The organism is Mameliella sp. AT18 (assembly GCF_028807275.1).
Lineage (GTDB): Bacteria > Pseudomonadota > Alphaproteobacteria > Rhodobacterales > Rhodobacteraceae > Antarctobacter > Antarctobacter albus.
Genome location: NZ_JARAMO010000307.1, coordinates 1 through 21,834, shown reverse-complemented (window position 1 = coordinate 21,834; position 21,834 = coordinate 1). Strand labels below are relative to the sequence as shown.

At 65.0% G+C, this 21,834-nt stretch carries 24 protein-coding genes; 14 read left to right on the top strand and 10 right to left on the bottom strand.

Annotated elements, in window-relative coordinates; translation table 11 throughout:
* The first annotated feature begins 12 nt into the window (after positions 1–12).
* The 3 genes from PVW46_RS25490 (at position 13) to PVW46_RS25480 (ending at position 3,062) form a co-directional block, all read left to right on the top strand.
* Complete coding sequence (locus tag PVW46_RS25490; protein WP_139132395.1) at positions 13–1,290, top strand: extracellular solute-binding protein; 1,278 nt, start codon at positions 13–15, stop codon at positions 1,288–1,290.
* A 66-nt stretch (positions 1,291–1,356) separates the two neighbouring features.
* Positions 1,357–2,241, top strand: a complete 885-nt coding sequence (locus PVW46_RS25485) for a carbohydrate ABC transporter permease (RefSeq protein ID WP_069210966.1) — start codon at positions 1,357–1,359, stop codon at positions 2,239–2,241.
* Positions 2,238–3,062 (top strand): carbohydrate ABC transporter permease, encoded by an 825-nt coding sequence (locus PVW46_RS25480; RefSeq protein ID WP_069210967.1) that lies wholly within the window; start codon positions 2,238–2,240, stop codon positions 3,060–3,062. The genes PVW46_RS25485 and PVW46_RS25480 overlap by 4 nt, the downstream gene beginning before the upstream one ends.
* Before the next feature lie 62 nt (positions 3,063–3,124).
* Here PVW46_RS25480 and PVW46_RS25475 read toward each other — a convergent pair whose 3' ends face one another.
* From PVW46_RS25475 to PVW46_RS25445, 7 genes are all read right to left on the bottom strand, one after another.
* A complete protein-coding gene (locus tag PVW46_RS25475) occupies positions 3,125–3,607 on the bottom strand; it encodes a YHS domain-containing (seleno)protein (RefSeq protein WP_069210968.1) in 483 nt (160 codons plus the stop codon).
* 50 nt (positions 3,608–3,657) lie between these two features.
* The gene (locus PVW46_RS25470; RefSeq protein ID WP_083242453.1) at positions 3,658–4,506 is read right to left on the bottom strand and encodes a cysteine hydrolase family protein; all 849 of its coding nucleotides are present in this window, start codon (positions 4,504–4,506) and stop codon (positions 3,658–3,660) included.
* Positions 4,507–4,684: 178 nt separating this feature from the next.
* Positions 4,685–5,080, bottom strand: a complete 396-nt coding sequence (locus tag PVW46_RS25465; protein ID WP_043137049.1) for a hypothetical protein — start codon at positions 5,078–5,080, stop codon at positions 4,685–4,687.
* A 91-nt stretch (positions 5,081–5,171) separates the two neighbouring features.
* Positions 5,172–6,266 carry an AraC family transcriptional regulator gene (locus tag PVW46_RS25460; RefSeq protein WP_069210969.1) on the bottom strand — a complete coding sequence of 365 codons (1,095 nt, stop codon included), beginning with the start codon at positions 6,264–6,266 and terminating at the stop codon, positions 5,172–5,174.
* 73 nt (positions 6,267–6,339) lie between these two features.
* On the bottom strand, positions 6,340–6,936 hold the full coding sequence (locus PVW46_RS25455; protein WP_069210970.1) for a pyridoxamine 5'-phosphate oxidase family protein: 597 nt from the start codon (positions 6,934–6,936) through the stop codon (positions 6,340–6,342).
* Between the two features lie 11 nt (positions 6,937–6,947).
* Positions 6,948–7,412, bottom strand: a complete 465-nt coding sequence (locus PVW46_RS25450) for a nuclear transport factor 2 family protein (protein WP_069210971.1) — start codon at positions 7,410–7,412, stop codon at positions 6,948–6,950.
* A gap of 86 nt (positions 7,413–7,498) precedes the next feature.
* Complete coding sequence (locus PVW46_RS25445; protein WP_069210972.1) at positions 7,499–8,047, bottom strand: carboxymuconolactone decarboxylase family protein; 549 nt, start codon at positions 8,045–8,047, stop codon at positions 7,499–7,501.
* A gap of 185 nt (positions 8,048–8,232) precedes the next feature.
* On the opposite strand from PVW46_RS25445, the gene PVW46_RS25440 reads away from it, so the two are divergent.
* From PVW46_RS25440 to PVW46_RS25390, 11 genes are all read left to right on the top strand, one after another.
* Entirely contained in the window at positions 8,233–8,829 is a 597-nt protein-coding gene (locus tag PVW46_RS25440) for a TetR/AcrR family transcriptional regulator (RefSeq protein ID WP_069210973.1), read from the top strand.
* A gap of 69 nt (positions 8,830–8,898) precedes the next feature.
* The gene (locus PVW46_RS25435) at positions 8,899–9,783 is read left to right on the top strand and encodes a LysR family transcriptional regulator (RefSeq protein ID WP_043137034.1); all 885 of its coding nucleotides are present in this window, start codon (positions 8,899–8,901) and stop codon (positions 9,781–9,783) included.
* Between the two features lie 89 nt (positions 9,784–9,872).
* On the top strand, positions 9,873–10,346 hold the full coding sequence (locus tag PVW46_RS25430; RefSeq protein WP_069210974.1) for a formate dehydrogenase subunit gamma: 474 nt from the start codon (positions 9,873–9,875) through the stop codon (positions 10,344–10,346).
* Positions 10,343–11,851, top strand: coding sequence for a formate dehydrogenase beta subunit (locus PVW46_RS25425; RefSeq protein WP_069210975.1), 1,509 nt, complete (start codon positions 10,343–10,345; stop codon positions 11,849–11,851). The genes PVW46_RS25430 and PVW46_RS25425 overlap by 4 nt, the downstream gene beginning before the upstream one ends.
* Positions 11,848–14,745, top strand: a complete 2,898-nt coding sequence (gene fdhF / locus PVW46_RS25420; protein WP_069210976.1) for a formate dehydrogenase subunit alpha — start codon at positions 11,848–11,850, stop codon at positions 14,743–14,745. The genes PVW46_RS25425 and fdhF overlap by 4 nt, the downstream gene beginning before the upstream one ends.
* Positions 14,742–15,563 (top strand): formate dehydrogenase accessory sulfurtransferase FdhD, encoded by an 822-nt coding sequence (gene fdhD, locus PVW46_RS25415; protein WP_069210977.1) that lies wholly within the window; start codon positions 14,742–14,744, stop codon positions 15,561–15,563. Before fdhF ends, fdhD begins: the two co-directional genes overlap by 4 nt.
* Positions 15,553–15,756 (top strand): formate dehydrogenase subunit delta, encoded by a 204-nt coding sequence (locus PVW46_RS25410; protein ID WP_043137026.1) that lies wholly within the window; start codon positions 15,553–15,555, stop codon positions 15,754–15,756. Before fdhD ends, PVW46_RS25410 begins: the two co-directional genes overlap by 11 nt.
* Before the next feature lie 79 nt (positions 15,757–15,835).
* Entirely contained in the window at positions 15,836–16,315 is a 480-nt protein-coding gene (tsaA, locus tag PVW46_RS25405) for a tRNA (N6-threonylcarbamoyladenosine(37)-N6)-methyltransferase TrmO (RefSeq protein WP_069210978.1), read from the top strand.
* Between the two features lie 27 nt (positions 16,316–16,342).
* Positions 16,343–17,371, top strand: a complete 1,029-nt coding sequence (locus PVW46_RS25400) for an iron ABC transporter substrate-binding protein (RefSeq protein WP_083242454.1) — start codon at positions 16,343–16,345, stop codon at positions 17,369–17,371.
* A 44-nt stretch (positions 17,372–17,415) separates the two neighbouring features.
* A complete protein-coding gene (locus PVW46_RS25395; RefSeq protein WP_139132397.1) occupies positions 17,416–18,354 on the top strand; it encodes a FecCD family ABC transporter permease in 939 nt (312 codons plus the stop codon).
* Positions 18,351–19,133, top strand: a complete 783-nt coding sequence (locus PVW46_RS25390; RefSeq protein WP_043137611.1) for an ABC transporter ATP-binding protein — start codon at positions 18,351–18,353, stop codon at positions 19,131–19,133. The genes PVW46_RS25395 and PVW46_RS25390 overlap by 4 nt, the downstream gene beginning before the upstream one ends.
* A 6-nt stretch (positions 19,134–19,139) precedes the next feature.
* Here PVW46_RS25390 and PVW46_RS25385 read toward each other — a convergent pair whose 3' ends face one another.
* The 3 genes from PVW46_RS25385 to PVW46_RS25375 all read right to left on the bottom strand — a co-directional run.
* Positions 19,140–19,988 carry an ABC transporter permease gene (locus PVW46_RS25385; protein ID WP_069210981.1) on the bottom strand — a complete coding sequence of 283 codons (849 nt, stop codon included), beginning with the start codon at positions 19,986–19,988 and terminating at the stop codon, positions 19,140–19,142.
* A gap of 4 nt (positions 19,989–19,992) precedes the next feature.
* On the bottom strand, positions 19,993–20,850 hold the full coding sequence (locus tag PVW46_RS25380; protein WP_043137018.1) for an ABC transporter permease: 858 nt from the start codon (positions 20,848–20,850) through the stop codon (positions 19,993–19,995).
* Positions 20,850–21,834, bottom strand: a 985-nt coding sequence (locus PVW46_RS25375) for an ABC transporter ATP-binding protein (RefSeq protein WP_274578167.1), incomplete at its 5' end; no start/stop codon positions are given. The genes PVW46_RS25380 and PVW46_RS25375, both read right to left, overlap by 1 nt.

Genomic DNA, 21,834 nt, shown 5'->3' with positions numbered 1-21,834 from the left:
AGGAGGACTGAAATGACTATGAAGTTTGGCAAGCTGGCCGCGGCAACCGCGGTGGCGCTGGGACTCTCCGGTCCGGCCTGGGCCCAGGTCGAAGTCGAGTGGTGGGACTTCCTGGCTGGCGGTGACGGCGTGCGCATGAAGGCGCTCATCGACCAGTTCAACGAGGAACACCCTGAAATCCAGATCAGTGGGACGACGCTGGAGTGGGGCCTGCCCTTCTACACCAAAGTGCGCACTGCGGTTGCGGTTGGACAGGGTCCCGACATCATGACCTATCACCTGTCGCGCCTGCCGCTGGCGCTGGAAGAGGACGTGCTGTCGCCGATCAGCGATGCCGACCTCGAGGCTGCGGGCCTGTCGAAAGGGGATTTCTTCGAGGCGTCGATCACCGCCGCCTCGACCGATGACGGGCAGCTGATGGCCGTGCCTTTCGACATTCACGCCGTCGTTGTGCACTACAACCGGACGGCGCTGGACGGGACCAAGTGGCTGGACGCCGACGGCAACCTGACCGGCATTTCTTCCATCGCGGACATGACCGAGCTGCTGACCTGGGCCAAGGGTGAGGGTTTCTCCGACCCGCTGAGCTTTCAGTCCGAAGGCGGGGGCGGCACCTGGCGGATGTTCTACACGCTCCTGCGCCAGCAGGGCGGTGAGATGCTGACCGACGGTGAGGTGCTGGCGGGCGACAACATGGACAAGGCCGTGACCGCGATCCAGACCCTGGCCGACTGGCGCGCCGAGGGGCTGATCCCCGAGCAGGCCGCCTACGAGGCCTCGGTGGCGCTTTTCTCGGGTGGCAAATCGGTGCTGCACATCAATGGCGTCTGGGAAGTGCCGACGTTCAAGGACTCGACCGACGACGGCTCACTGGGCTTTGAATGGTTTGCCAATGAAGTGCCTCAGATGATGGACATGCCCGCCACTTGGGCGGATTCCCACGCCTTTGCCATTCCGAATGACCCGGACATGAGCGAGGAAAAGCGCGAGGCCGTGCTGACCGTGATCGGCTGGATGCAGGAACATTCGCTGGCCTGGGCCGGTGCGGGCCATATCCCCGCCTACAAGCCCACGGTCGAAAGCGACGACTATGCGGCGCTGCAACCCAACGCGACCTATGCCTCGCTGGCGGACAACGCGGCCTTTGACCCGCGTTCGAAAATCGCGGGCGTGGCCTCGCCGGTTTACGATGCCGTGGACAACCTGATCGCCCCGGCGGTGCACGGGTTCCTCAGCGCCGAGGATGCGGCCGAGCAGATGAAAACGCAGCTGCAATCGCTGCTGGACTGACGTCGATTGCCCCGGGCCTGCACGGCGGGCCCGGGGATACACAGGTGAGCGGAAAGGGAGGCCCTCATGTCGATACCGAAGCGCCGACGCCGCGAGTTGCGGGCGTCATTCCTGATGACCGCGCCATTCCTGTTCATCTTCATTGTCTTCTTTCTCTACCCCACCTTCAGCGTGATCGCGCTCAGCTTTACCGATGCGCCGTTGATCGGAGAGGGGCAGTGGATCGGCCTGGACAACTACGCCAAGCTGCTGAACGACCGGCTGTTCTACACCTCGCTCTGGAACAACCTCTATTTCGTGCTGCTGACGGTCGTTCCGACTACCGTGATCGCCCTGCTGATCGCCCTTGCCGTGAGCAGGCTGAAGGGGCGGATGCAGGCGCTGGTGCTGACCCTCTTTTTCCTGCCCTATGTCCTGCCCGTCTCTGTCGTGACCATGATCTGGGCCTGGATGCTGGATTTCCAGTTCGGCATCCTGCAACCGCTGATCGCCGCCATAACGGGCAAGCCTGTGCCGGTGTTCAAGAACCCCTACTGGGTGATGCCCATGATTGCCGTGGTCACGATCTGGTGGACCAACGGGTTCAACGTGCTGCTGCTGATCGCCGGTCTGCGCAATATCCCGCCCGACCTCTACGAGGCGGCGGCCCTGGACGGGGCGACGCCCTGGCAGCGGTTCTGGCGGGTGACCTGGCCGCTGCTCTGGCCGATCACCGCGCTGGTCCTGACACTGCAACTGATCCTGCAACTCAAGCTTTTTGACCAGGTGTACCTGCTGTCGAACGGTGGTCCCTTCAACCAGTCCTACGTCGTCCTGATGCAGATGTACCGAGAGGCGTTCCAGCTGAACAACGGGGGCTATGCCTCGGCCATCGCGATGGTGCTGTTCCTCTTCATCGTGATCGTCTCGGTCCTGCAATTCCAGCTCTTGCGCATCGGAGGCCGCAAATGACCGTCAAACGCGCCAGGGATCTTGCCTTTTCCGGCATCGTGCTGATTGCCGCCGCAATCTGGATCTTTCCGCTCTACTGGGCGCTGACCACGTCCCTTCGCAGCGAAAACCGTATCGTGTCGGATGCCGGTGTGATCATCGACGAGCTGAACTTTTCCGCGTATCTTTCCGTGCTCTCCAACTCGAAACTGCCGATGTGGTATCTCAACTCGGTCGGAACCTCGCTTATCATCACCGTCATCGTACTGGTGACCGGCATGATGTGTGCCTACGCGCTGTCGCAGCTGCGCTTTCCCGGGCGCAAGATGCTGTACCTCGTGGTTGTGGCCAGCTTCATGGTGCCGGTTCCGGCGCTCTACGTCGCGCAATTCGTGCTGATGAGCGACCTGAACCTGGTCAACACCTGGTGGGGGATCATCCTGCCGCAGCTGATCGTTCCGGTGGTCGTGATCGTCTACAAGCAGTTCTTTGACGCCATCCCGCGCGAGATGCGCGAGGCGGTGCTGCTGGATGGGGGCGGAGAGTTCACGCTGCTGTTCAAGCTCTACCTGCCGCTCAACTGGGGCATCACGGCGGCGCTGGCGATCATCACCTTCATCTCGGCCTGGAACAACTTTTTCTGGCCCTTCCTGATCGCCACCAGCGAGAACATGATGACGATCCCTGTCGGCATCACGCAGGTCAACGACAGTTTCGGTGTCGCCTACGCCCGGATGATGGCCCTGGCCCTGCTGGCGGCGGCGCCGGTCATCATCGGTTACCTGGTTTTCCAGAAACGCGTGACCGAGGCGGTGATGATCTCGGCCGGGGTCAAGGGCTAGGCCTGACGGGATCGGGCCGCAGGCATGTCCCGCGGCCCGCCCTTTTCGCAAAAGTACCGGGATCAGAGATCGCCGATCGGGGTCTCGATGATTTCGGGCCACTTGGCAAAGGCGCCGGAGATCACGGTTTCCCGGTCTTCGAGGTACTTGTCGAAGATCGCCTTGTTCACGAAGAGATACAGCTTGCCGTCGACAATGTCGGCATAGCGCACGTCGCCGTCCAGCTTCTTGCCGACATAGACGCCGAAGGCGCAGAACCCGCCGAACTGGGGCAGCATCGCCGCCGGATCGACGTCGAAGGCGGCCTTGGTCTCGGCATTGGCAAAGTAGTAGTCGACGCCGTCGTGTTCCGAGGTGAATTCCGCATCACCGATTTCCGGTGCGTCGGCCTTGAACATCGACACCGGGTCAAAGCCGTGCATGCCCAGAGGGTTGCCCGTCAGGGTCAGTCCGTTGGACACGTTGTATTCGTCGGCGGCAAAGGCGGCCGATGCCAGCGCGATCAGCGATGCGGAGACGGCGGCAGCAAAGGTCAGTTTGGTCATGGTCTTGATCCTTGTTTTCAGGGAGTTTTCAGGGGGGAGTGCTGCGCCGCTTACGCGCCGCGAGCGATGCGGGTCACAGCGTCGTCTGTCCACCAGACGCCGTTGGCGACCATTCGGAAATTGATGATGGCGGCGAGGTATCCGTCGCCCTCGGGCACCTTGGCCCCGGCGGTGGCGTCCCGCACCACGGCGACCTCGTAGCCCAGCTCCAGCAGCTCGTAGAGATGCGCCTGGGTGCAGAGGTTGGCCGACATGCCGGCCAGGATGACCTTGTCTATGCCCCGCTTGCGCAGTTGCAGGTTCAGGTCGTTCTGTGCCGGGCCGTAGACCTTGTGGGGCGAACAGACGATGGTTTCACCGTCCTCGATGTATTTCTTGTACTGCGGCATCCAGTCGGCGCCGGAGCCTTCGAACCCGTCCAGAGAAAGCGCGTCGCGACGGTCGAACATGCCGATGGCGTGCATGGTTTTTTCCAGCGTGCCCTCGAACTGCCACTTGTGGTCATGCGGATAGTAGTAGTGGGGCGAGATGAAGACGGGCATGCCCGCGGCCTTGGCGGCGGCAAAGAGGCGCTCGATATTGTCGACGGTGCCCTGTTCGGTCACGCTTTCGCCCACGACGCCCCAGGTCACGCCGTCCTCGGACAGGAAGTCGATCTGCGGGTCGGTCACCACCAGTGCGGTCCGGCCGGGCGTGATCTCCATGTCGATCTGCGGCAGGCCGGGGTCCGCCGGATCGGCGTAGAGCGCGCGCGCCTCCGGGGTGGCAGCATGGGCCGCCGAGCCGGCAATGGCAGCGGCCCCGGTGGCGGCGGCACCGGCCAAAAGGCGGCGGCGCGCGGTATCCACCTGTTCAGGCGTGACGTTGCAGCCGCAGGTGTCGTGGTCGTCGTGTTTCATGATCTCTCTCCTTCAGGTCAGAGCGGGGTGGGGACAGCGCAATCGCGCTGCCAGGGCCGCGAAAGTGGGTGCGCCGCACGGCGGTGCCGGTCGCGGCGCTTGGCGTGCCGCGTTGGTCCTTGTGTCTTTCGCTGTCCTTGGGGACCGGGGAGCCAGCTAGGGCCGCCCGGGAATGGGGTCAGTCCACCGCGGGCGGCAGGGTGCAGGTACAGACCGGCGGGGGCGTCAGGGCCTGCGGTCCGGGCAGCGGGGCGAGGTCGGGGAGATCCTCGGGCAGGATGCGCGCGGCGCGCCAGTCGGCCTCGTCGGTTTCTCGAGGGAGGCGGGCCATGAGTTGCGGACTGCCGAGGGCATGGCCTTCGGCTGTGCCGCTGGCATAGGCCGGGGCGGACATCATGATGAGCGTGGCCAGGACGCCGGTGGCCAGGGCGCCGGCCACCGCCGCGATCAACAGCGAGGCCATCTCGCGCAGGCCGCGTATCCAGGGCGATCCTTGCGACGCGTGTGCGACGGTCGCGCGGCGATAGCTTGGTGTGTCGGATCCCGGGCGGGCCGGGGCGCAGGTCAGTTCCATGTCTTGGGCCTTTCGTGTTCGCGTTGCCCGGGGCGCTGGCCCCGATTGTCCGTGATGAGGAGCAGCGCCTCATCCTGTTGATGAAAGAAGATTAAACCGCCACGGCCCCGACCGTATCGGCCCCGCCTGCCAGCCTTTGGGCACTCCCTGCCATGACGGCGCCCTGGGGCAGGCGCGGCACGTCGCAAGCGCGATTGCGATACTGCGCCGGGGCCTGACCGACCCAACGTTTGAAGGCGCGGCCAAAGGCGCTTTGCTCGGCGAAGCCGGTTAGAAAGGCGACCTCGGCAATGCTGCACTCGCTGTGTTCCAGCAGGTCGCGTGCAAGTTTGATCTGTACCTCGCGAACCACGTCGCGGTAGGTGGTGCCTTCGTCCGAGAGGCGGCGAAAGAAGGTCCGTTCGCTCATCCCCATGTCACGGGCCAGGCTGGCCGCGCGGGGAATCCCGGTGCTGAGCGCTGTGGACAGGCGGCGGCACAGGTCCGCGCGCAGTGGCGGTTCCGGTTCGGTCGGACCCAACTCCTTGTCCAGGTGGCTGGTCAGGAAATCCGACAGAGCCTTGTCGCCCAGTCGATTGGGCAGGTCCAGCGAATGCGCCGAGAGGGCGATGGAATCGCGGTCGGCGCCAAAGAGGACGGGGCAGCCGAAATGCGCCTCGTAGCGCGCGGGATCATCGGAACATCTGTGTCTGAAGGTGACGAACTCCAGCCGCAGCCCGTCGCGGACGAAGTCCCGCGCGTTGCGGGCAAACCCGGCCAGCGCGCATTCGTTGCGCAGGGTGAGCGCCGGATGATCCGGCGTCCGACCTTCGAGCACCAGCCGCGCAGGCGTTGCGCTGCTGTCCAGCCGGTAGACAGCCGTATCCGTCAGCAGGCGAAAATAGCGTTCCAACCGCACCAGAGAGGCGCGCAGGGTCGGCGCCGTCTTGAGCGCGAGGCCCAGAACGCCGAGGTCATCCATTCGGATCGCCTCGGCATAGGCGGCCATCAGGCTGACGCGGTCGGGATGGCGCCGCGCGATCCAGCAGATGAGATCGAAAAAGCTCTGGTCGTCCAATTGCCCGTCCTTGAGGGGGGCAACCTGATAAACCACGACCCCGCCGGAGAGGATTTCTCCGTCCGGGGTCAGGGCAAGGTTGGCGGCTGCGGTGAGGGCGTGGACAAAGGCTGCAGTGACGGTGGGCATGGCAGGCTCCAATTCTTTGCAGGTAAATGAAAACCGCCCCCGGAAAGCATCCGGGGGCGGTGTCGGGGCCGGGTCAGACCCCGGCGAAACGCTGTTGTTCCAGTTCGGCGATGCGCTTGCGCAACCGGCGGATTTCCTCGCCGTATTCGGCATCGGTGCGACGCACCGGGATGTGTTGCGGGCAGTTCCAGTCAAAGGCGGCCACGCGGATCACGATGGCGCGTTCTGCAACCGGCGCATCCGGACCGTTCAGATGGGAAATCACCGACGGATCCTCGGTGATCTGGGCATTCCCCAGCAGCTTGAGCCGCTTGCGCCGTGCGAAATCTACCGCAAGGATCGAGATGCGATCATTCCGGCGCAGGTTGCCGGTGCTGATGTACTGCTTGTTCCCGCTGTAATCCGCATAGGCGATGGTCTGCGGGTCGATCACCTTGAGAAATCCGGGCGTGCCGCCACGAAACTGGACATAGGGCCATCCGGTCTCGGACACTGTCGCCTGGAACACGCCGTCGCGGGCCTGGATGAAGGCGGCTTCGCGTTCGGTCAGTTCGGCGCCATCGGTCCGCTCGGGCGAGAGGACGCGCGCGTAGATCTCTGCCGATCCGTGCTGGTGCTGTTCGGCGCGCACGGTGGGCGTAAAGGCGATCCGGGCATAGGCATTGGCCATGATTTCTCTCCTTATAGTCCGAGGTCGGTCAGGCCGGGGTGATCCTGCGGGCGCGGGCCCTGCGGCCAGTGCATCAGGCGTTCGTCCTCGCGGATGGGCAGATCATTGATCGAGGCAATGCGGCGCTGCATCCGGCCGTCGGGTGCGAACTCCCAGTTCTCGTTGCCGTAGGCGCGGAACCACGCGCCGCTGTCGTCGCGGTATTCATAGGCAAAGCGCACGGCGATCCGATTGCCCTCATGGGCCCAGAGCTCCTTGATCAGGCGATAGTCATGCTCGCGCGTCCATTTGCGCGTGAGGAAGTCGACGATGTTGTCGCGGCCTGCGAAACGTTCGGCCCGGTTGCGCCATTGGCTGTCAGGCGTATAGGCCAGCGCGACCTTTTCGGGCTGTCGCCTGTTCCAGGCGTCCTCGGCCATGCGGACCTTCTGCGCGGCGGTTTCACTGTCGAAAGGGGGGATCGGCGGTCGGGTCATCTTGGGTTCCTCGGGCAAAGGCGGGCGCCCCGGCGGGGGAGAAGGGACAGGGAGTGTGCCGGGACGCCCTGGGGGGACCTGGGGGATCAGGCGGCGTCAGAGCTTACGACCGGAAAGTCGATCGGGGTTCCGAAGGCCTCGTTGAGGTAGTTGGTCAGCGTGTTCAGCGCGACATGGGCCACGATCTCGACGATCTGGGCATCGCTGTAGCCGGCCAGTTTGACCGCCGAGACCTCGGCCTCGGTCACGTTGCCGCGCGCCTTGACCAGCGACACGGCAAAGCGGACGGCGGCATCTGCCTTGGGGTCGGTCGAACCGCCGCGCCGGTTGGCCGCGATCTCGGCGTCGTCCAGCTTGGCCATGTTCTTGCCGATGAAGGCGTGGGCCGACAGGCAATAGTCGCAGCCGTTCACCTGCGCGACGGCCAGGGCTATGCGTTCGCGCGTTGCGGCGGGCAGGTCGCCTTTCGACAAGGCGCCGCTCAGTTCGAGGTAGCCGCCCAGGGCGGCGGGGCTGTTGGCTGTCAGGCGAAAGAGGTTGGGTACCGAGCCGAGCGAGGTCTTGACCGCCTCGAGCAGCGGACGCGAGGCGATGGGGGCGTCGTCAATGGTGGCCGGAAGGGGAATGCGGGTCATGGGATCTCTCTTGGTGTGGTTCATGTGAACGCGCTTTGTGCGCCCCTTATAAAACAGACAGGTCTGTATATTTGTCAAACCCCTATCACCACGCTGTGAAAAGCTGCGATCACGCTTTCGCATTGAAAGGTCGCTGAAAAAACGGGATAAGTATACAGAACTGTCTGATAACAGGAGGGAAGGTCTTGAAGTCGCGTCGTGACGACCTTGTCGAAACTGCACTGAAACTTTTCTACATCCACGGCTTCAACGCGACCGGTATCGACCGGATCCTGGCCGAATCGGGCGTGGCCAAGATGACCCTCTACAAGCACTTCCGTTCAAAGGACGAACTGATCCTGGCCGCCTTGCAATTGCGCGACGAAAGGTTTCGCAACTGGCTTATGGCCGAGATGGAGAAGTCTTCGACTGATCCCGAAGAACGGCTGCTATCCATGTTCCCGGCGCTGGAAACATGGTTCCTGGGGAAGGCGTTCAAGGGGTTGGGATTTTCGGGGTGCGCCTTCATCAATGCGGCGGGCGAGTTTGGGGACCAGGCCCATCCGGCGCACCGTCTGGCGGCTGAGCACAAGCGGCGGATCGTCGACTACCTGTCAGAGCTGTGCCGCGACGCCGGGCTGCCCGATCCGGAAGATCTGGCCGAACAGCTAGCCCTTCTCAAGGAAGGGGCCATTGCCACGGCGCATGTCCGCAACATGCCCGAGGCGGCCCGTACCGCCGAAAAGATGGCGCGCATCCTGATCGAAGCGGCCAAGGCAAGGGGTGGCCAGCCGAAGGCTTGAGCCGTGCCTCTGGACATTTCCATCGGAATTCGGGATCGAAAGCGTGGTCTGCAATAGGAAAGCGGGATCATGCTCGACAAGTTGGAAATGTTCATCGCCCTTGCCCGTGAGGGCCATTTCGGGCGGGCCGCAGAGCGCATGAACATTGCGCAACCCACATTGTCGGCCGGGATCAAGCAGCTTGAAGAGCAGCTTGGCGTTCAGCTGGTCTATCGCGGTTCCCGATTCGGGGGTCTGACCCCGGAAGGCCAGACCGCGCTGACATGGGCCAAGCGGATCACCGGCGATGCCCGCCAGCTGCGTGACGAGATGCGGATGAGCCGGACGGGGCTCGCGGGTGAGGTGCGGCTTGCCGTGATCCCCACGGCCCAGTCCTGGGCCGGGCACCTCTGCACGGTTTTCGCGGCCCGCCATCCCAATGTCCGTTTCCGAATCCTGTCCCGCAACTCGCGCGAGATCCTGCAACTGATGGATGATTTCGAGGCGGACGCCGGGATCTCCTATCTCGACAACGAGCCGCTGGGGCGGGTCGATACAGCCGAACTGTACGAAGAAAGCTACATGCTCGTCTGCGCAAAGTCGTCTGAATTCGCCGGGCGGGACAGCGTCGACTGGTCGGCTCTCAGCGGCGTGCAACTGGCGCTTCTGACTCCCGACATGCAGAACCGGAGGATCATCAATCGCCTGTTCATCAAGAACGGCGTCAGGCCCAGTACCTGCATCGAATCGAACTCGGTCATCGCGCTGGTTGCCAGCGTGATCCAGGCGCAATGCGTCACGGTTCTCCCCGGAGATCTCGCGCGCTTCCTTGCCGCGGGCAAAGAGATTGCATTGGTCCCGCTGCAGGGGGCAGGGCGTTATCACAAGGTTGGTTTGATCCTGCCTCACCGGGATCCGCGCACGCCGGTTCTGGAGGCGCTATTGAAAGAGGCGCGCAAGCTGCCCCCGATTTGATCGAAAATTCCTATCGACTGACGGAACAGCGTTATTGAAGGGACCCCCTCCGAACGTGCCAGTTGGCGCCAATTCAGGAGGACCACGACATGCCTGCCAGCGCCGATTTCGACGCAGCCGAGCTGAAACTCATCATCGACACACACCGGTCTCTGGAAGGGCCGTTGCTGCCTATGTTGCACGCCATCCAGGACAGCTTTGGTCATATTCCGGCCGAGGCGCACGCGCCGATCTGCGACGCGCTGAACATCACCCGGGCGGAACTGTACGGGGTCATCAGCTTTTACCATGACTTCCGCGAAGCTCCGGCAGGCCGCCATGTTCTGAAGATCTGCCGTGCCGAGGCCTGCCAATCCGTAGGTGGGAGCGAGCTGGCCGAGAGCCTGCTGTCGAAACTGGGACTGGACTGGCACGGGACGACACCGAACGGCGCGGTCACGATCGAGCCGGTCTACTGCCTGGGCCTGTGTGCCTGTGCGCCAGCGGCAATGGTGGATGACCGTGTGGTCGGCCGCATCGACGCGGCCAAGCTGGACACACTGCTGGCGGAGGCGGGCGCATGAAGATCTACGTTCCGATGGACAGCGCCGCCAAGGCGCTTGGGGCCGAGGATGTGGTTGCGGCCTTGCGCGCGGAAGCACCTGATGCGGACATCATCCGCACTGGCACGCGCGGGATGATCTGGCTGGAACCCCTGGTCGAGGTGGAAATCGACGGGGTACGCCACGGGTTTGGCCCGGCAGAACCGTCCGATGCGGCCGCGATCCTCGACGGCACCAGTGCCAAGGCGCTTGGCCCTGTCGAGGATCTGGAGTGGATGAAGCGCCAGACCCGCCTGACCTTTGCCCGCGTCGGCGTGATCGATCCTCTGTCGTTGGATGACTACGAGGCGCACGGCGGGCTAAAGGGGCTGCGCGTCGCGCTCGACCTCTCGGCCCAGCAGATCGTCGACGAGGTCAAGACCTCCGGCCTGCGCGGTCGCGGTGGGGCGGGTTTCCCGACCGGCATCAAGTGGCAGACCGTGCATGACGCCGAAGCGCCGCAGAAATACATCGTCTGCAACGCCGACGAGGGCGACAGCGGCACCTTCGCCGACCGCATGGTGATGGAAGGCGACCCCTTTACCCTGATCGAGGGCATGGCCATCGCGGGGCTGGGTGTTGGTGCGACCAGGGGCTACGTCTACTTGCGGTCCGAGTATCCGGATGCCATCGCCGTCATGACGCGCGCGGTGGAACTGGCCCGCGCCGCGGGCGTGTTGGGCAATGACATCCTGGGGTCTGGCCGAGCCTTCGACATGGAGATTCGCAAGGGCGCGGGCGCCTATGTCTGCGGTGAGGAAACCTCCTTGCTCAACTCGCTCGAAGGCAAGCGCGGCGTGGTGCGGGCCAAGCCGCCTTTGCCGGCGCTGGAGGGCTTCCTGGGTCGTCCGACGGTGGTGAACAACGTCATCAGCCTGGCGACCGTGCCGGTGATTTTCGAGAAGGGCGCACAGCATTACGCGGACTTCGGCCTTGGCCGGTCGCGCGGCACCGTGACCCTGCAGATCGCGGGCAACGTGGCCCGTGGCGGGTTGTTCGAAACCGCCTTTGGCATCTCGCTGGGCGAGGTGGTCAATGACCTCGGCGGCGGCACGGTCTCTGGCCGCCCGGTCAAGGCGGTGCAGGTGGGCGGGCCCCTGGGGGCCTACATGCCGGTGTCGAAATTCGACACGCCGCTGGGCTACGAGGAATTCGACCAGGCGGGCGGGTTGATCGGCCACGCGGGCCTGACGGTCTTCGACGACCGGACCGACATGCTGGGCATGGCGCGCTTCGCGATGGAGTTCTGCGCCGTGGAAAGCTGTGGCAAGTGCACGCCCTGCCGGATCGGCGCCGTCCGCGGTGTCGAGACGCTGGACCGGATCGCAGAGGGCGACGCCGCCGCGCTGCCCTTATTGACCGACCTCTGCGAGACGATGACGGACGGGTCGCTTTGCGCACTGGGGGGCTTCACGCCGTTCCCGGTCATGTCCGCCGTCACCCATTTCCCCGATGATTTCGCCCGCCAGAAGGAGGCCGCCGAATGAAGGATTTCATCCTGCCAACCGACGACCGTGAAATGGGCACCCCCGCCCGCCAGGGCGCGCCCGTCACCCTGACCATCGACGGCTTCGAAGTCACCGTCCCTGAAGGCACCAGTGTCATGCGCGCCGCCGCCGAGATCGGCATCTCGGTGCCCAAGCTCTGCGCTTCGGACAACCTCGAGGCGTTCGGTTCCTGCCGTCTTTGCGCGGTCGAGATCGAGGGCCGTCGCGGCACCCCCGCTTCCTGCACGACGCCAGTGGCGCCGGGCATGGTCGTGGACACGCAGTCGCAGAAGGTGCGCAAGATCCGCAAGGGCGTGATGGAGCTCTATATTTCGGATCACCCGCTGGACTGCCTGACCTGTGCGGCCAACGGCGATTGCGAGTTGCAGGACATGGCCGGGGCCGTCGGTCTGCGCGACGTGCGTTACAAGGCGCCGGACCAGGGCGGGCTGGCCAACCATTTCGAGGCCCGCAACACATCCGGCGAGGCCAACCCCGAATGGCTGCCCAAGGACGACAGCAACCCCTATTTCACCTACGACCCCTCCAAGTGCATCGTCTGCAACCGCTGCGTCCGTGCCTGCGAAGAGGTGCAGGGCACCTTCGCGCTGACGATCTCGGGGCGCGGGTTCGACAGCCGCGTGTCGGCGGGCGGCGTCGGGGACGATTTCCTGGCCTCAGACTGCGTGTCCTGCGGTGCCTGCGTGCAAGCCTGCCCCACCGCGACCCTGCAGGAAAAATCCGTGATCGAGATGGGCACGCCGGACCGGTCTGTTGTGACCACCTGCGCCTATTGCGGCGTCGGCTGTTCCTTCAAGGCGGAAATGCAGGGCGACGAGCTGGTCCGCATGGTGCCCTACAAGCACGGCAAGGCAAACCGCGGCCACAGCTGCGTCAAGGGACGCTTTGCCTATGGCTATGCCAACCACAAGGACCGCATCCTGAACCCGATGATCCGCGACTCGATCGACGAGCCCTGGCGCGAGGTCAGCTGGGACGAGGCACTGGGCATTGCCGCGGGCCGCATGCGCGCCCTGCAGGCAAAGCACGGCAAGAAGAGCATCGGTGTAATCACTTCCAGCCGCTGCACCAACGAGGAAACCTACCTCGTGCAGAAACTGACCCGCGCGGTCTTTGGCAACAACAATACCGACACCTGCGCCCGCGTCTGCCATTCGCCCACTGGATATGGCCTTGGCCAGACCTTCGGCACCAGCGCCGGCACGCAGGATTTCGACAGTGTCGAACAGACCGACGTGGTCATCGTCATCGGTGCCAACCCCACCGATGGCCACCCGGTTTTTGCCAGCCGCCTGAAAAAGCGCCTGCGGGCCGGGGCCAAGCTGATCGTCATCGACCCGCGTCGCATCGACCTGGTGAAATCCGCCCATATAGAGGCCGCGCATCATCTGGCGCTGAAGCCCGGCACCAATGTCGCCGTGGTCACGGCGCTGGCACATGTGATCGTGACCGAGGGACTGATGGACGAGGCGTTCATCCGCACCCGCTGCGACTGGGACGAATTCCAGGTCTATGCAGAATTCGTCAGCGATCCGCGCCACTCGCCCGAGGCGACCGCCCTGCTGACCGGCGTCGACGCGCAGGAGCTGCGGGCCGCCGCACGGACCTTTGCCCGGGGCGGCAACGGCGCGATCTACTATGGCCTTGGCGTGACCGAGCACAGCCAGGGGTCGACCACCGTCATGGGGATCGCCAACCTTGCCATGCTGACCGGCAACGTCGGGCGGCCCGGCGTCGGCGTGAACCCGTTGCGCGGCCAGAACAACGTGCAGGGGTCTTGCGACATGGGGTCCTTCCCGCATGAACTGCCGGGCTACCGCCATGTGAAACTGCCTGAGGTGCGGGAAATTTTCGAAACCACCTGGGGTGTCGAGATCGACCCGGAACCGGGATTGCGCATTCCCAACATGCTGGACGCGGCGGTCGAGGGCACCTTCAAGGGGCTCTACTGCCAGGGCGAGGACATCCTGCAATCGGATCCGGACACGAAACATGTCGCGGCGGGGCTTGCGGCGATGGAATGCGTCATCGTGCATGACCTCTTCCTGAACGAGACCGCGAATTATGCCCATGTCTTCCTGCCCGGCTCGACCTTCCTGGAAAAGGACGGCACCTTTACCAATGCCGAACGCCGCATCAACCGCGTGCGCCGTGTCATGGCGCCCAAGAACGGCTACGCCGACTGGGAGGTGACGCAACTGCTGGCCAATGCAATGGGGGCGGGCTGGTCCTATACCCATCCCAGCCAGATCATGGAGGAAATCGCCGCCACGACACCCTCTTTCGCTGGGGTGGATTATGCCCTGCTGGAGGAAAAGGGATCTGTGCAATGGCCCTGCAACGAGGCACATCCCGAAGGCACGCCGCTGATGCATGTCGATGAGTTCGTGCGCGGCAAGGGGCGGTTCATCGTCACCGAATACGTCGCCACCGACGAAAAGACCGGCCCGCGTTTCCCGCTCTTGCTGACCACCGGGCGCATCCTGTCCCAATACAATGTGGGCGCGCAGACCCGGCGCACGGAAAACGTGGTCTGGCACGAGGCCGACGTTCTGGAAATCCACCCGCATGACGCCGAGAACCGCGGCCTAAACGATGGCGACTGGGTGCGGCTGGCCTCGCGGTCGGGTGAAACGACGCTGAGGGCGCAGGTGACGGATCGAGTCAGCCCCGGCGTGGTCTACACCACCTTCCACCACCCGGATACCCAGGCCAACGTCATCACGACGGATTACTCCGACTGGGCCACGAACTGCCCGGAATACAAGGTGACGGCGGTGCAGGTCGCGCCCTCGAACGGGCCGACCGACTGGCAGGAGGACTACGCCGCACAGGCCGAACGGTCGCGCCGTATCCTACCGGCAGCGGAATGAACGCGCGCGCCGCAACCGTCAGCGCCTCGGGCCGGTCGCACCAGTCCGAGGGCACGCTGGCGATCCATCGTACCCTGCCCGAAGAGGTGCCGGTGGCGCTGGTCTTCAATGGCACCACGCAGGCGGTCATGATGGCCAGTCCCGCTGACCTGGCGGATTTCGCCCTTGGCTTTGCCCTGACAGAGGGCATCGTCACCGACCCCTCGCAGGTCGACGACTTCGAGATTGTCGAACATGCGCAGGGCATCGAGGCGCGTTTTCTGCTGGAAGACGGTTGTGCCAAGGCCCTGTCCGAGCGCCGGCGCTTTATGGCCGGGCCGGTGGGCTGTGGCCTGTGCGGGATCGACAGCCTGGACCAGGCGGTGCGTCATGTCCCGCGCGTGACCTCCGACCTGCGGCTGAAGGTGGCCGAGGTCGCCCGCGCCACGGACGCGCTTCGGCGCCACCAGCGCCTGCACGACATGACACGCGCCACCCATGCGGCGGGTTTCATGACCTCGGGGCGCAGCGTTTTCATGGCGCGCGAGGACGTGGGCCGGCACAACGCGCTGGACAAGCTCATCGGCGCGCTGGCGCATGAGGGTCTCGACGCGTCGCAGGGCGCGGCTGTCATGACCTCTCGGCTGTCGATCGAGCTGGTCCAGAAATGTGCCCTGGCCGGTATCCCGGTCCTTGTTGCAGTGTCCGCCCCCACCGGCGCCGCCGTGCGCCTGGCGCAAGAGGCGGGCATCACCCTGGCCGCCTTTGCCCGGAGCGGCGGTTTCGACATCTATTCCCATCCTCACCGCATCACCGACGAGGCACCGCATGTCGCCTGACAAGATGATCCGCATGGCGAACCAGATCGCCACTTTCTTCAAGACCCAGCCAAACGAGGATGCCCCCGCACGGGTCGCGGCGCATATCTCGGACTTCTGGGAGCCGCGTATGCGCGACCAGTTGCGCAGCCATGTTGCCCAGGGCGGTGACGGGCTGGACGAGGTGGTTGTCCGGGCCGTTGCGCAGATATGACCGCGGTCCCGCCCGGCGCGGGCAGGTTTGATCTCTGCACCGCCCTGTCGGACAGTCGCGCCGACGGAAAGGGCGCGGCATGACGGACACCACCCTTCGCGCAGGAGAGCGCGCGCTTGATCTCGGCCCGGCGGGGGACGCCGCGCTGCGCTTCATCGGCAAGATCCACACGCCCTGGCCCGATCGCGATGCCTGCCCGCGACAGGGGCAACTGGACGGGCCGGAGTGTCGCATCCGCCTGAACCCGGAATGGCAGCCCGCGCTTGCGGGGCTCGATGCCTATGCCAGCGTCGAGGTTCTCTACTGGCTGGGTTTGGCGCGGCGTGACCTGCTGACCCAGAGCCCGAAGAGGGATGGGCAGGTCTTTGGCACTTTCGCCCTGCGCTCTCCGGTGCGGCCCAATCCCATCGGTACGTCGATGGTGAAACTGTTGCGGATCAAAGGGGCGGACCTCATCGTGCGCGGGCTGGATTGCGTCGATGGCACGCCACTGATCGACCTCAAGCCGGACCGCTGCCTGTTCACGCCCAAGGCGCCGCCAAAGCCGGGCGACATTTGACGATCACGCTCTACCAAGGAGGGCATTTTGCGATTTCTGTTCCTGTTCCTCGCGCTGCTGGCCACTCCGCTTGCCGCGCGCACCATCACCGACAGCGCGGGCCGCGTGGTCGAGGTGCCCGACGATGTGACCACCGTCTTTGCCGCCGGGCCGCCCGCCTCTGTCCTGGTCTACGTGCTGAAACCCGAGGCCCTGGCCGGCTGGCCGCGGGCGTTGCGGGCCGAAGAGCGCGACTATATCGCCGAACCCTACCGCGACCTGCCCGAAACCGGGCGTCTGACCGGGCGCGGGGGCGAGGCCAACCTGGAACGCGTGCTGGAAATCAAGCCGGACCTGATCGTCGATTTCGGCTCTGTCCGCGATACTTACATCGACCTGGCGGACCGGGTGCAGGCGCAGACGGGCATTCCCTATCTTCTGATCGACGGCAGGTTCGAGAACACGCCGGAGGCCCTGCGCATCCTGGGCGAGGCGCTGGGGGTGCCTGACCGGGGCAAGGCGCTGGCGGCAGATGCCGAGGCGCGCTTTGCCAGCATCGATGCGCTGCTGGATGAGGTGCCGGAGAAGGCGCGCCCCCGCGTCTACCTGGCGCGTGGGCCGGATGGGCTGGAAACCGGCATGAAAGGTTCGATCAACACCGAGATCATCGAACGCGCGGGCGGGCGCAACGTGGCCGATGACGGCGGTACGACGCGCGGGCTGGTCCGGGCCTCGATGGAGCAGGTCATCGTCGCCAACCCCGACCTGGTAGTGACCTGGGACCGCACCTTCTTTGACCGGGTCTGGGACGATCCCCTGTGGCAGGGGGTCGATGCAGTGCAACAGCGGCGTGTCTACCTGTCGCCCACGGCCCCCTTTGGCTGGATCGACCGCCCGCCTTCGCTGAACCGGATGATGGGGCTCACCTGGATGGCGGGGCTGATGTATCCTGATCGCTGGCAGGGAGACCTGCGCGAGGAGGCGCGGGAGTTCTACGCGCAATGGTATCACGTCGACCTCTCCGATGACGCGCTTGACCGCCTGCTGGAGTGGGCCAAAGAGCGTCCGCCAGAGTGATCCGGCCCGCGCTGCCCCTGCTGCTGGCGCTTGCGTTGGTGCTCATGGCTTTCGGGGCCGTGATGGTGGGGCCTTTCGGTCTGTCACCGGGCGATGTCCTGCGGACGCTTGTCGGGCAGGGCGATCCGCAGGCGACAATCGTGATATGGAACATCCGCCTGCCGCGCGTCGCCGCCGCCCTGCTGGTGGGCGCGGCGCTGGCCGCCGCCGGGGCCAGCTACCAGGCGCTGTTTCGCAATCCGCTGGTCTCGCCGGACATCCTGGGCGTATCGGCGGGCGCGGGACTGGGGGCCGTGGCGGGGATTTTCCTGTCCCTGCCGGTGGCGGCAATCCAGGCCTCTGCCTTTGTCGGGGGCATGGCCGCAGTGGGTGTGGTGACGCTGGTCGCGGCAGCGGTGAGGGGCGCGGACCGGACGTTGACGCTGGTCCTTGTGGGGGTGGTGATCGGGGCGCTGGCCGGGGCGGCAACTTCGCTGCTCAAGGTGCTGGCCGATCCCTACGATCAGCTCCCGGCGATCACCTTCTGGCTGCTTGGGTCCTTGGCCTCTGTCACCTCTGCCGACATCCTGCCTGCCTTGCCCGCCGTACTTGCCGGGCTTGTACCCCTGGCCCTGTTGCGCTGGCGGATCAACGTGCTGTCGATGGGCGACGAAGAAGCCCGCACCCTGGGGGTCGAGGCCGGGCGCACCCGGTTCCTGGTGATCGCCGCCGCGACGCTGGTCACCGCCAGCGTGACCGCGCTGGCCGGTGTCGTCGGCTGGGTCGGGCTGGTGATCCCGCATGTGGCGCGGATGCTGGTCGGGCCGGGCTTCGGACGGCTGTTGCCGGTTTCGGCCCTGATCGGGGCGGCCTACCTGTTGGCGGTGGACACGCTGGCGCGAACCATCGCCCCGGTCGAGGTGCCGCTGGGCATCCTGACGGCGGTGATCGGCGCGCCCTTCTTCGTGGTGCTTCTGTCCCGCGGACGCCGGGGATGGGCATGATGCTGGAGGCCCGCAACCTCTCCATCGGTCACGGCAAGACCCTTGTCGGTCGCGGTCTGACGCTCAGCGTGGCGCCGGGCGAGGTTCTGTGCCTGCTGGGCCCGAACGGGTGCGGCAAGACCACGTTGTTCCGGACCCTGATGGGCCTGCTGCCACCGCTTGCCGGGCAGGTTTTCCTGGGAGACCGACCGATCTCGACCCGGACCCGGGCCGAGATCGCCCGCCGTATCGCCTACGTGCCGCAGGCCCACGCACCCCCCTTTCCCTTTGAGGCGTTGGAGGTGGTCCTGATGGGCCGCACCGCGCGTCTGGGCGCCTTTGGCCAGCCGGGCCGGACCGACAGGGCGACGGCGCTGGATGCGATGGATCACCTTGGGATTGCCGACCTGGCGGGGCGCAACTATGCGCAACTGTCCGGCGGGCAGCGCCAGTTGGTCCTGATCGCCCGCGCCCTGGCGCAGGAGGCGCCGCTGATCGTCATGGATGAACCCACCGCCAGCCTCGATTTCGGCAACCAGGCGCAGGTCCTGTCGCGGATCGCCGCGCTGGTGTCAGGCGCGGTAGAGGACGGGCGCAGTGTCGTCCTGTCGACTCATGACCCCGACCAGGCCTTTGCGCTGGATGCCCGGGTCGTGCTGATGCACCGGGGTGGTATCCTGGCTCAGGGCGCGGCCTCGGACATTCTGGACGGCCCGCGACTGAGTGCTGTCTACGACATGCCGATCACGGTCGAGACCACGACCAGCGGGCGAAGGGTCTGCCTGCCCGCCGTATCCTAGGGGCACTCAGCGGCGCTGGAACAGGATCACCACCAGCGCCAGCAGCGACGAGCCCAGCATCAGCAGCAGGGACACCGCGTTCAGCAACGGCGTCGATCCCTCTTTCAGGCGGTCGAACATGGCGATGGTCAGTGGCGCGTCAGAGCCGACCAGCATCAGTGTGGTGTTGAAATTCTCGAAGCTCATGAGGAAGGCCACGACCACCGCGCCGATCATTGCCGGCATCAGGAAGGGAATGGTGATCGTCCGCACCGCCACCAGCCGCGTGGCCCCCAGATTCAGCGCCGCCTCTTCCAGAGTGCGGTCGAATTTTTGCAAGCGCGCGGTGATGACCAGCGTGGCAATGGTGGTGATGAAGCTGAATTGCCCAAGGATCACCAGTAACAAGCCGGGCCGCAGCGCCTGGATATCCATCTGTGCCAGGTCCCAGATGCCATTCGCCAGGGTCGACGAAAAGACGAGGATGGAAATGCCCAGCACGATGCCGGGAATGACCAGCGGCAACAGCATCAGAACGTAAAGCAGCCCCTTGCCCCGAAAGTCATAGCGGTTGAACAAAAAGGCATTTGTGGTGCCGACACAGACCGACAGCAGAGCGACGCAGGCGGCGACAAAGGCCGAGGTGCCCACGGCCCGCAGGATACCGCGTTCGTGGAACACGCCGATCTGCGGGCGGTCCTCGCCAAAGAACCAATTCCAGGTGAACCCTTCCCAGGGAAGCGAGGGGAACTGGCTGTCGTTGAAGGCGAAGACCGCGACAACGGTCAGCGGCAGCGCAAGGTAGAGGAAGAACAGCAGTACGTAGCTGCCGTAGATCAGGCGAAAGCCGCGGGATTGGGGGATCGTGGGGATCATCGGCTTATCCCATCGTTTCCTGCAGGGTGCGGCCGGTCAGGCGCAGCATCCCCCAGACGATCACCGAGGACAGCACCAGCAGCATGAAGCCGAAGGCGGCGCCCAGCTCCCAATTCGAGCGCACGATGAACTGGTTGTAGATCATCTCGGTGAACCAGAGGCTGTCCTTGCCGCCCAGCATCGTCGGCGTCAGGTAGTTGCCCAGGGACAGCATGAAGACGACGATACAGCCCGAGACGATGCCTGGCATGGCGTGGGGGATGATGATTTCGCGCAGCACCGACAGTCCGCTGCCGCCAAGGTCATAACCGGCCTCGATCACGCTGTCGTCGAGGCTTTCCAATGTCGTGACCAGCGGCACCACCATGAACAGCATCGAGGTATAGACAAGCCCCACCATCATGGCGGCGTCGTTGTACAGCATCTCGACCGGCTGATCGGCCAGACCCGCCCATTGCAGCAGGCTCGACACCAGCCCGGTTTCGCGCAGCAGGATCATCCAGCCGAATGTCCGCACCAGCTCCGAAACGTAGAAGGGAATGAGGCACAGCATGAACAGCACCTGTTGCAGGCGCCCCTTGGCCATCTTGGCGATGTAGTAGGAGACCGGAAAGGCGATCACCAGCGTGATGGCCGTGGCCAGCACCGACATCACCGCCGTGCGCCAGAAGGTCCGCAGGTAGAGCGGTTCCGTCAGGGCCTTTTCGTATTGCGCAAGGCTGGTTTCGTAGACGCCAAAGCTGATGCGTTCGCGGATCGAGATGAGGAACATGTCGATATGCGGAATGATGATCAGCAGGCCCAGCCACAGCACCAGGGGTGTCAGCAGCAGGATGAAACCGATCCGGGTATGCGCGCGCATCAGGCCGCCCCCTTGAAACAGGTCGCTTGCGCCGCGCCCCAGCCGATGTGCACCGCATCCCCCCGTTTCAGCGCGGCGAATTCGCCGGATTGGGGCAGGGTAACTTCCAGCGTTTCGCCCGCATCGTCCTGAACCAACACGCGCGAGGCCGCGCCGTTGAACAGGATGCTTGTCACCTTGCCCTGCAGCTGGTTGTCGAAACCGGAGAGCGCCTCGGCGCTGGCGGCCAGGCGGATGGATTCGGGGCGGACAAAGATTTCTGCGGTGTCACCGGCGGCCAAGGGACCCGCAGCCGTTGCCCGCATGGCCAGGCCGCTGTCGGTGCGCATCTGCAGGGCCTCGCCCTCGACGCGGTCGATGCGGCCCTTCCAGCGGTTCGATTCCCCGATGAACCCGGCGACAAAAGGCGTGTCGGGGCGGTAATACAGATCCTGCCCGGTGCCGACCTGCTCGAACCGCCCGGAATTCATGACGGCGATCTGGTCGGACATGACCAGCGCCTCGGACTGGTCGTGGGTGATGTAGACAAAGGTGGTGTCAAAGGCCGCCTGCAGCGCCTTCAGCTCGACCTTCATATGTTCGCGAAGTTTCAGGTCCAGCGCGCCCAGCGGCTCGTCCAGCAGCAGAACGTCCGGCTCCAACACCATGCAGCGGGCGATGGCGACGCGCTGTTTCTGACCGCCCGAAAGCTCATCGACCTTGCGCCCGCCGATCCCCGGCAGGCCGATGCGGTCCAACGCCTCGTCCACCTTGCGGGCGATCTGGTCCCTGGGCATCTTCTGGCGCCGCAGCCCGTAGCCGATGTTTTCTGCGATGGTCATCATGGGGAACAGGGCCAGGTGCTGGAACACCATGTTCACCGGACGCTTGTTCGGCGGCGTGTCCAGAACCGATTTGCCCTTGATCCGGATATCCCCGGAGGTCGGGTCGAGAAACCCGGCGACCATCCGCATGATCGTCGTCTTGCCGCAGCCCGACGGCCCC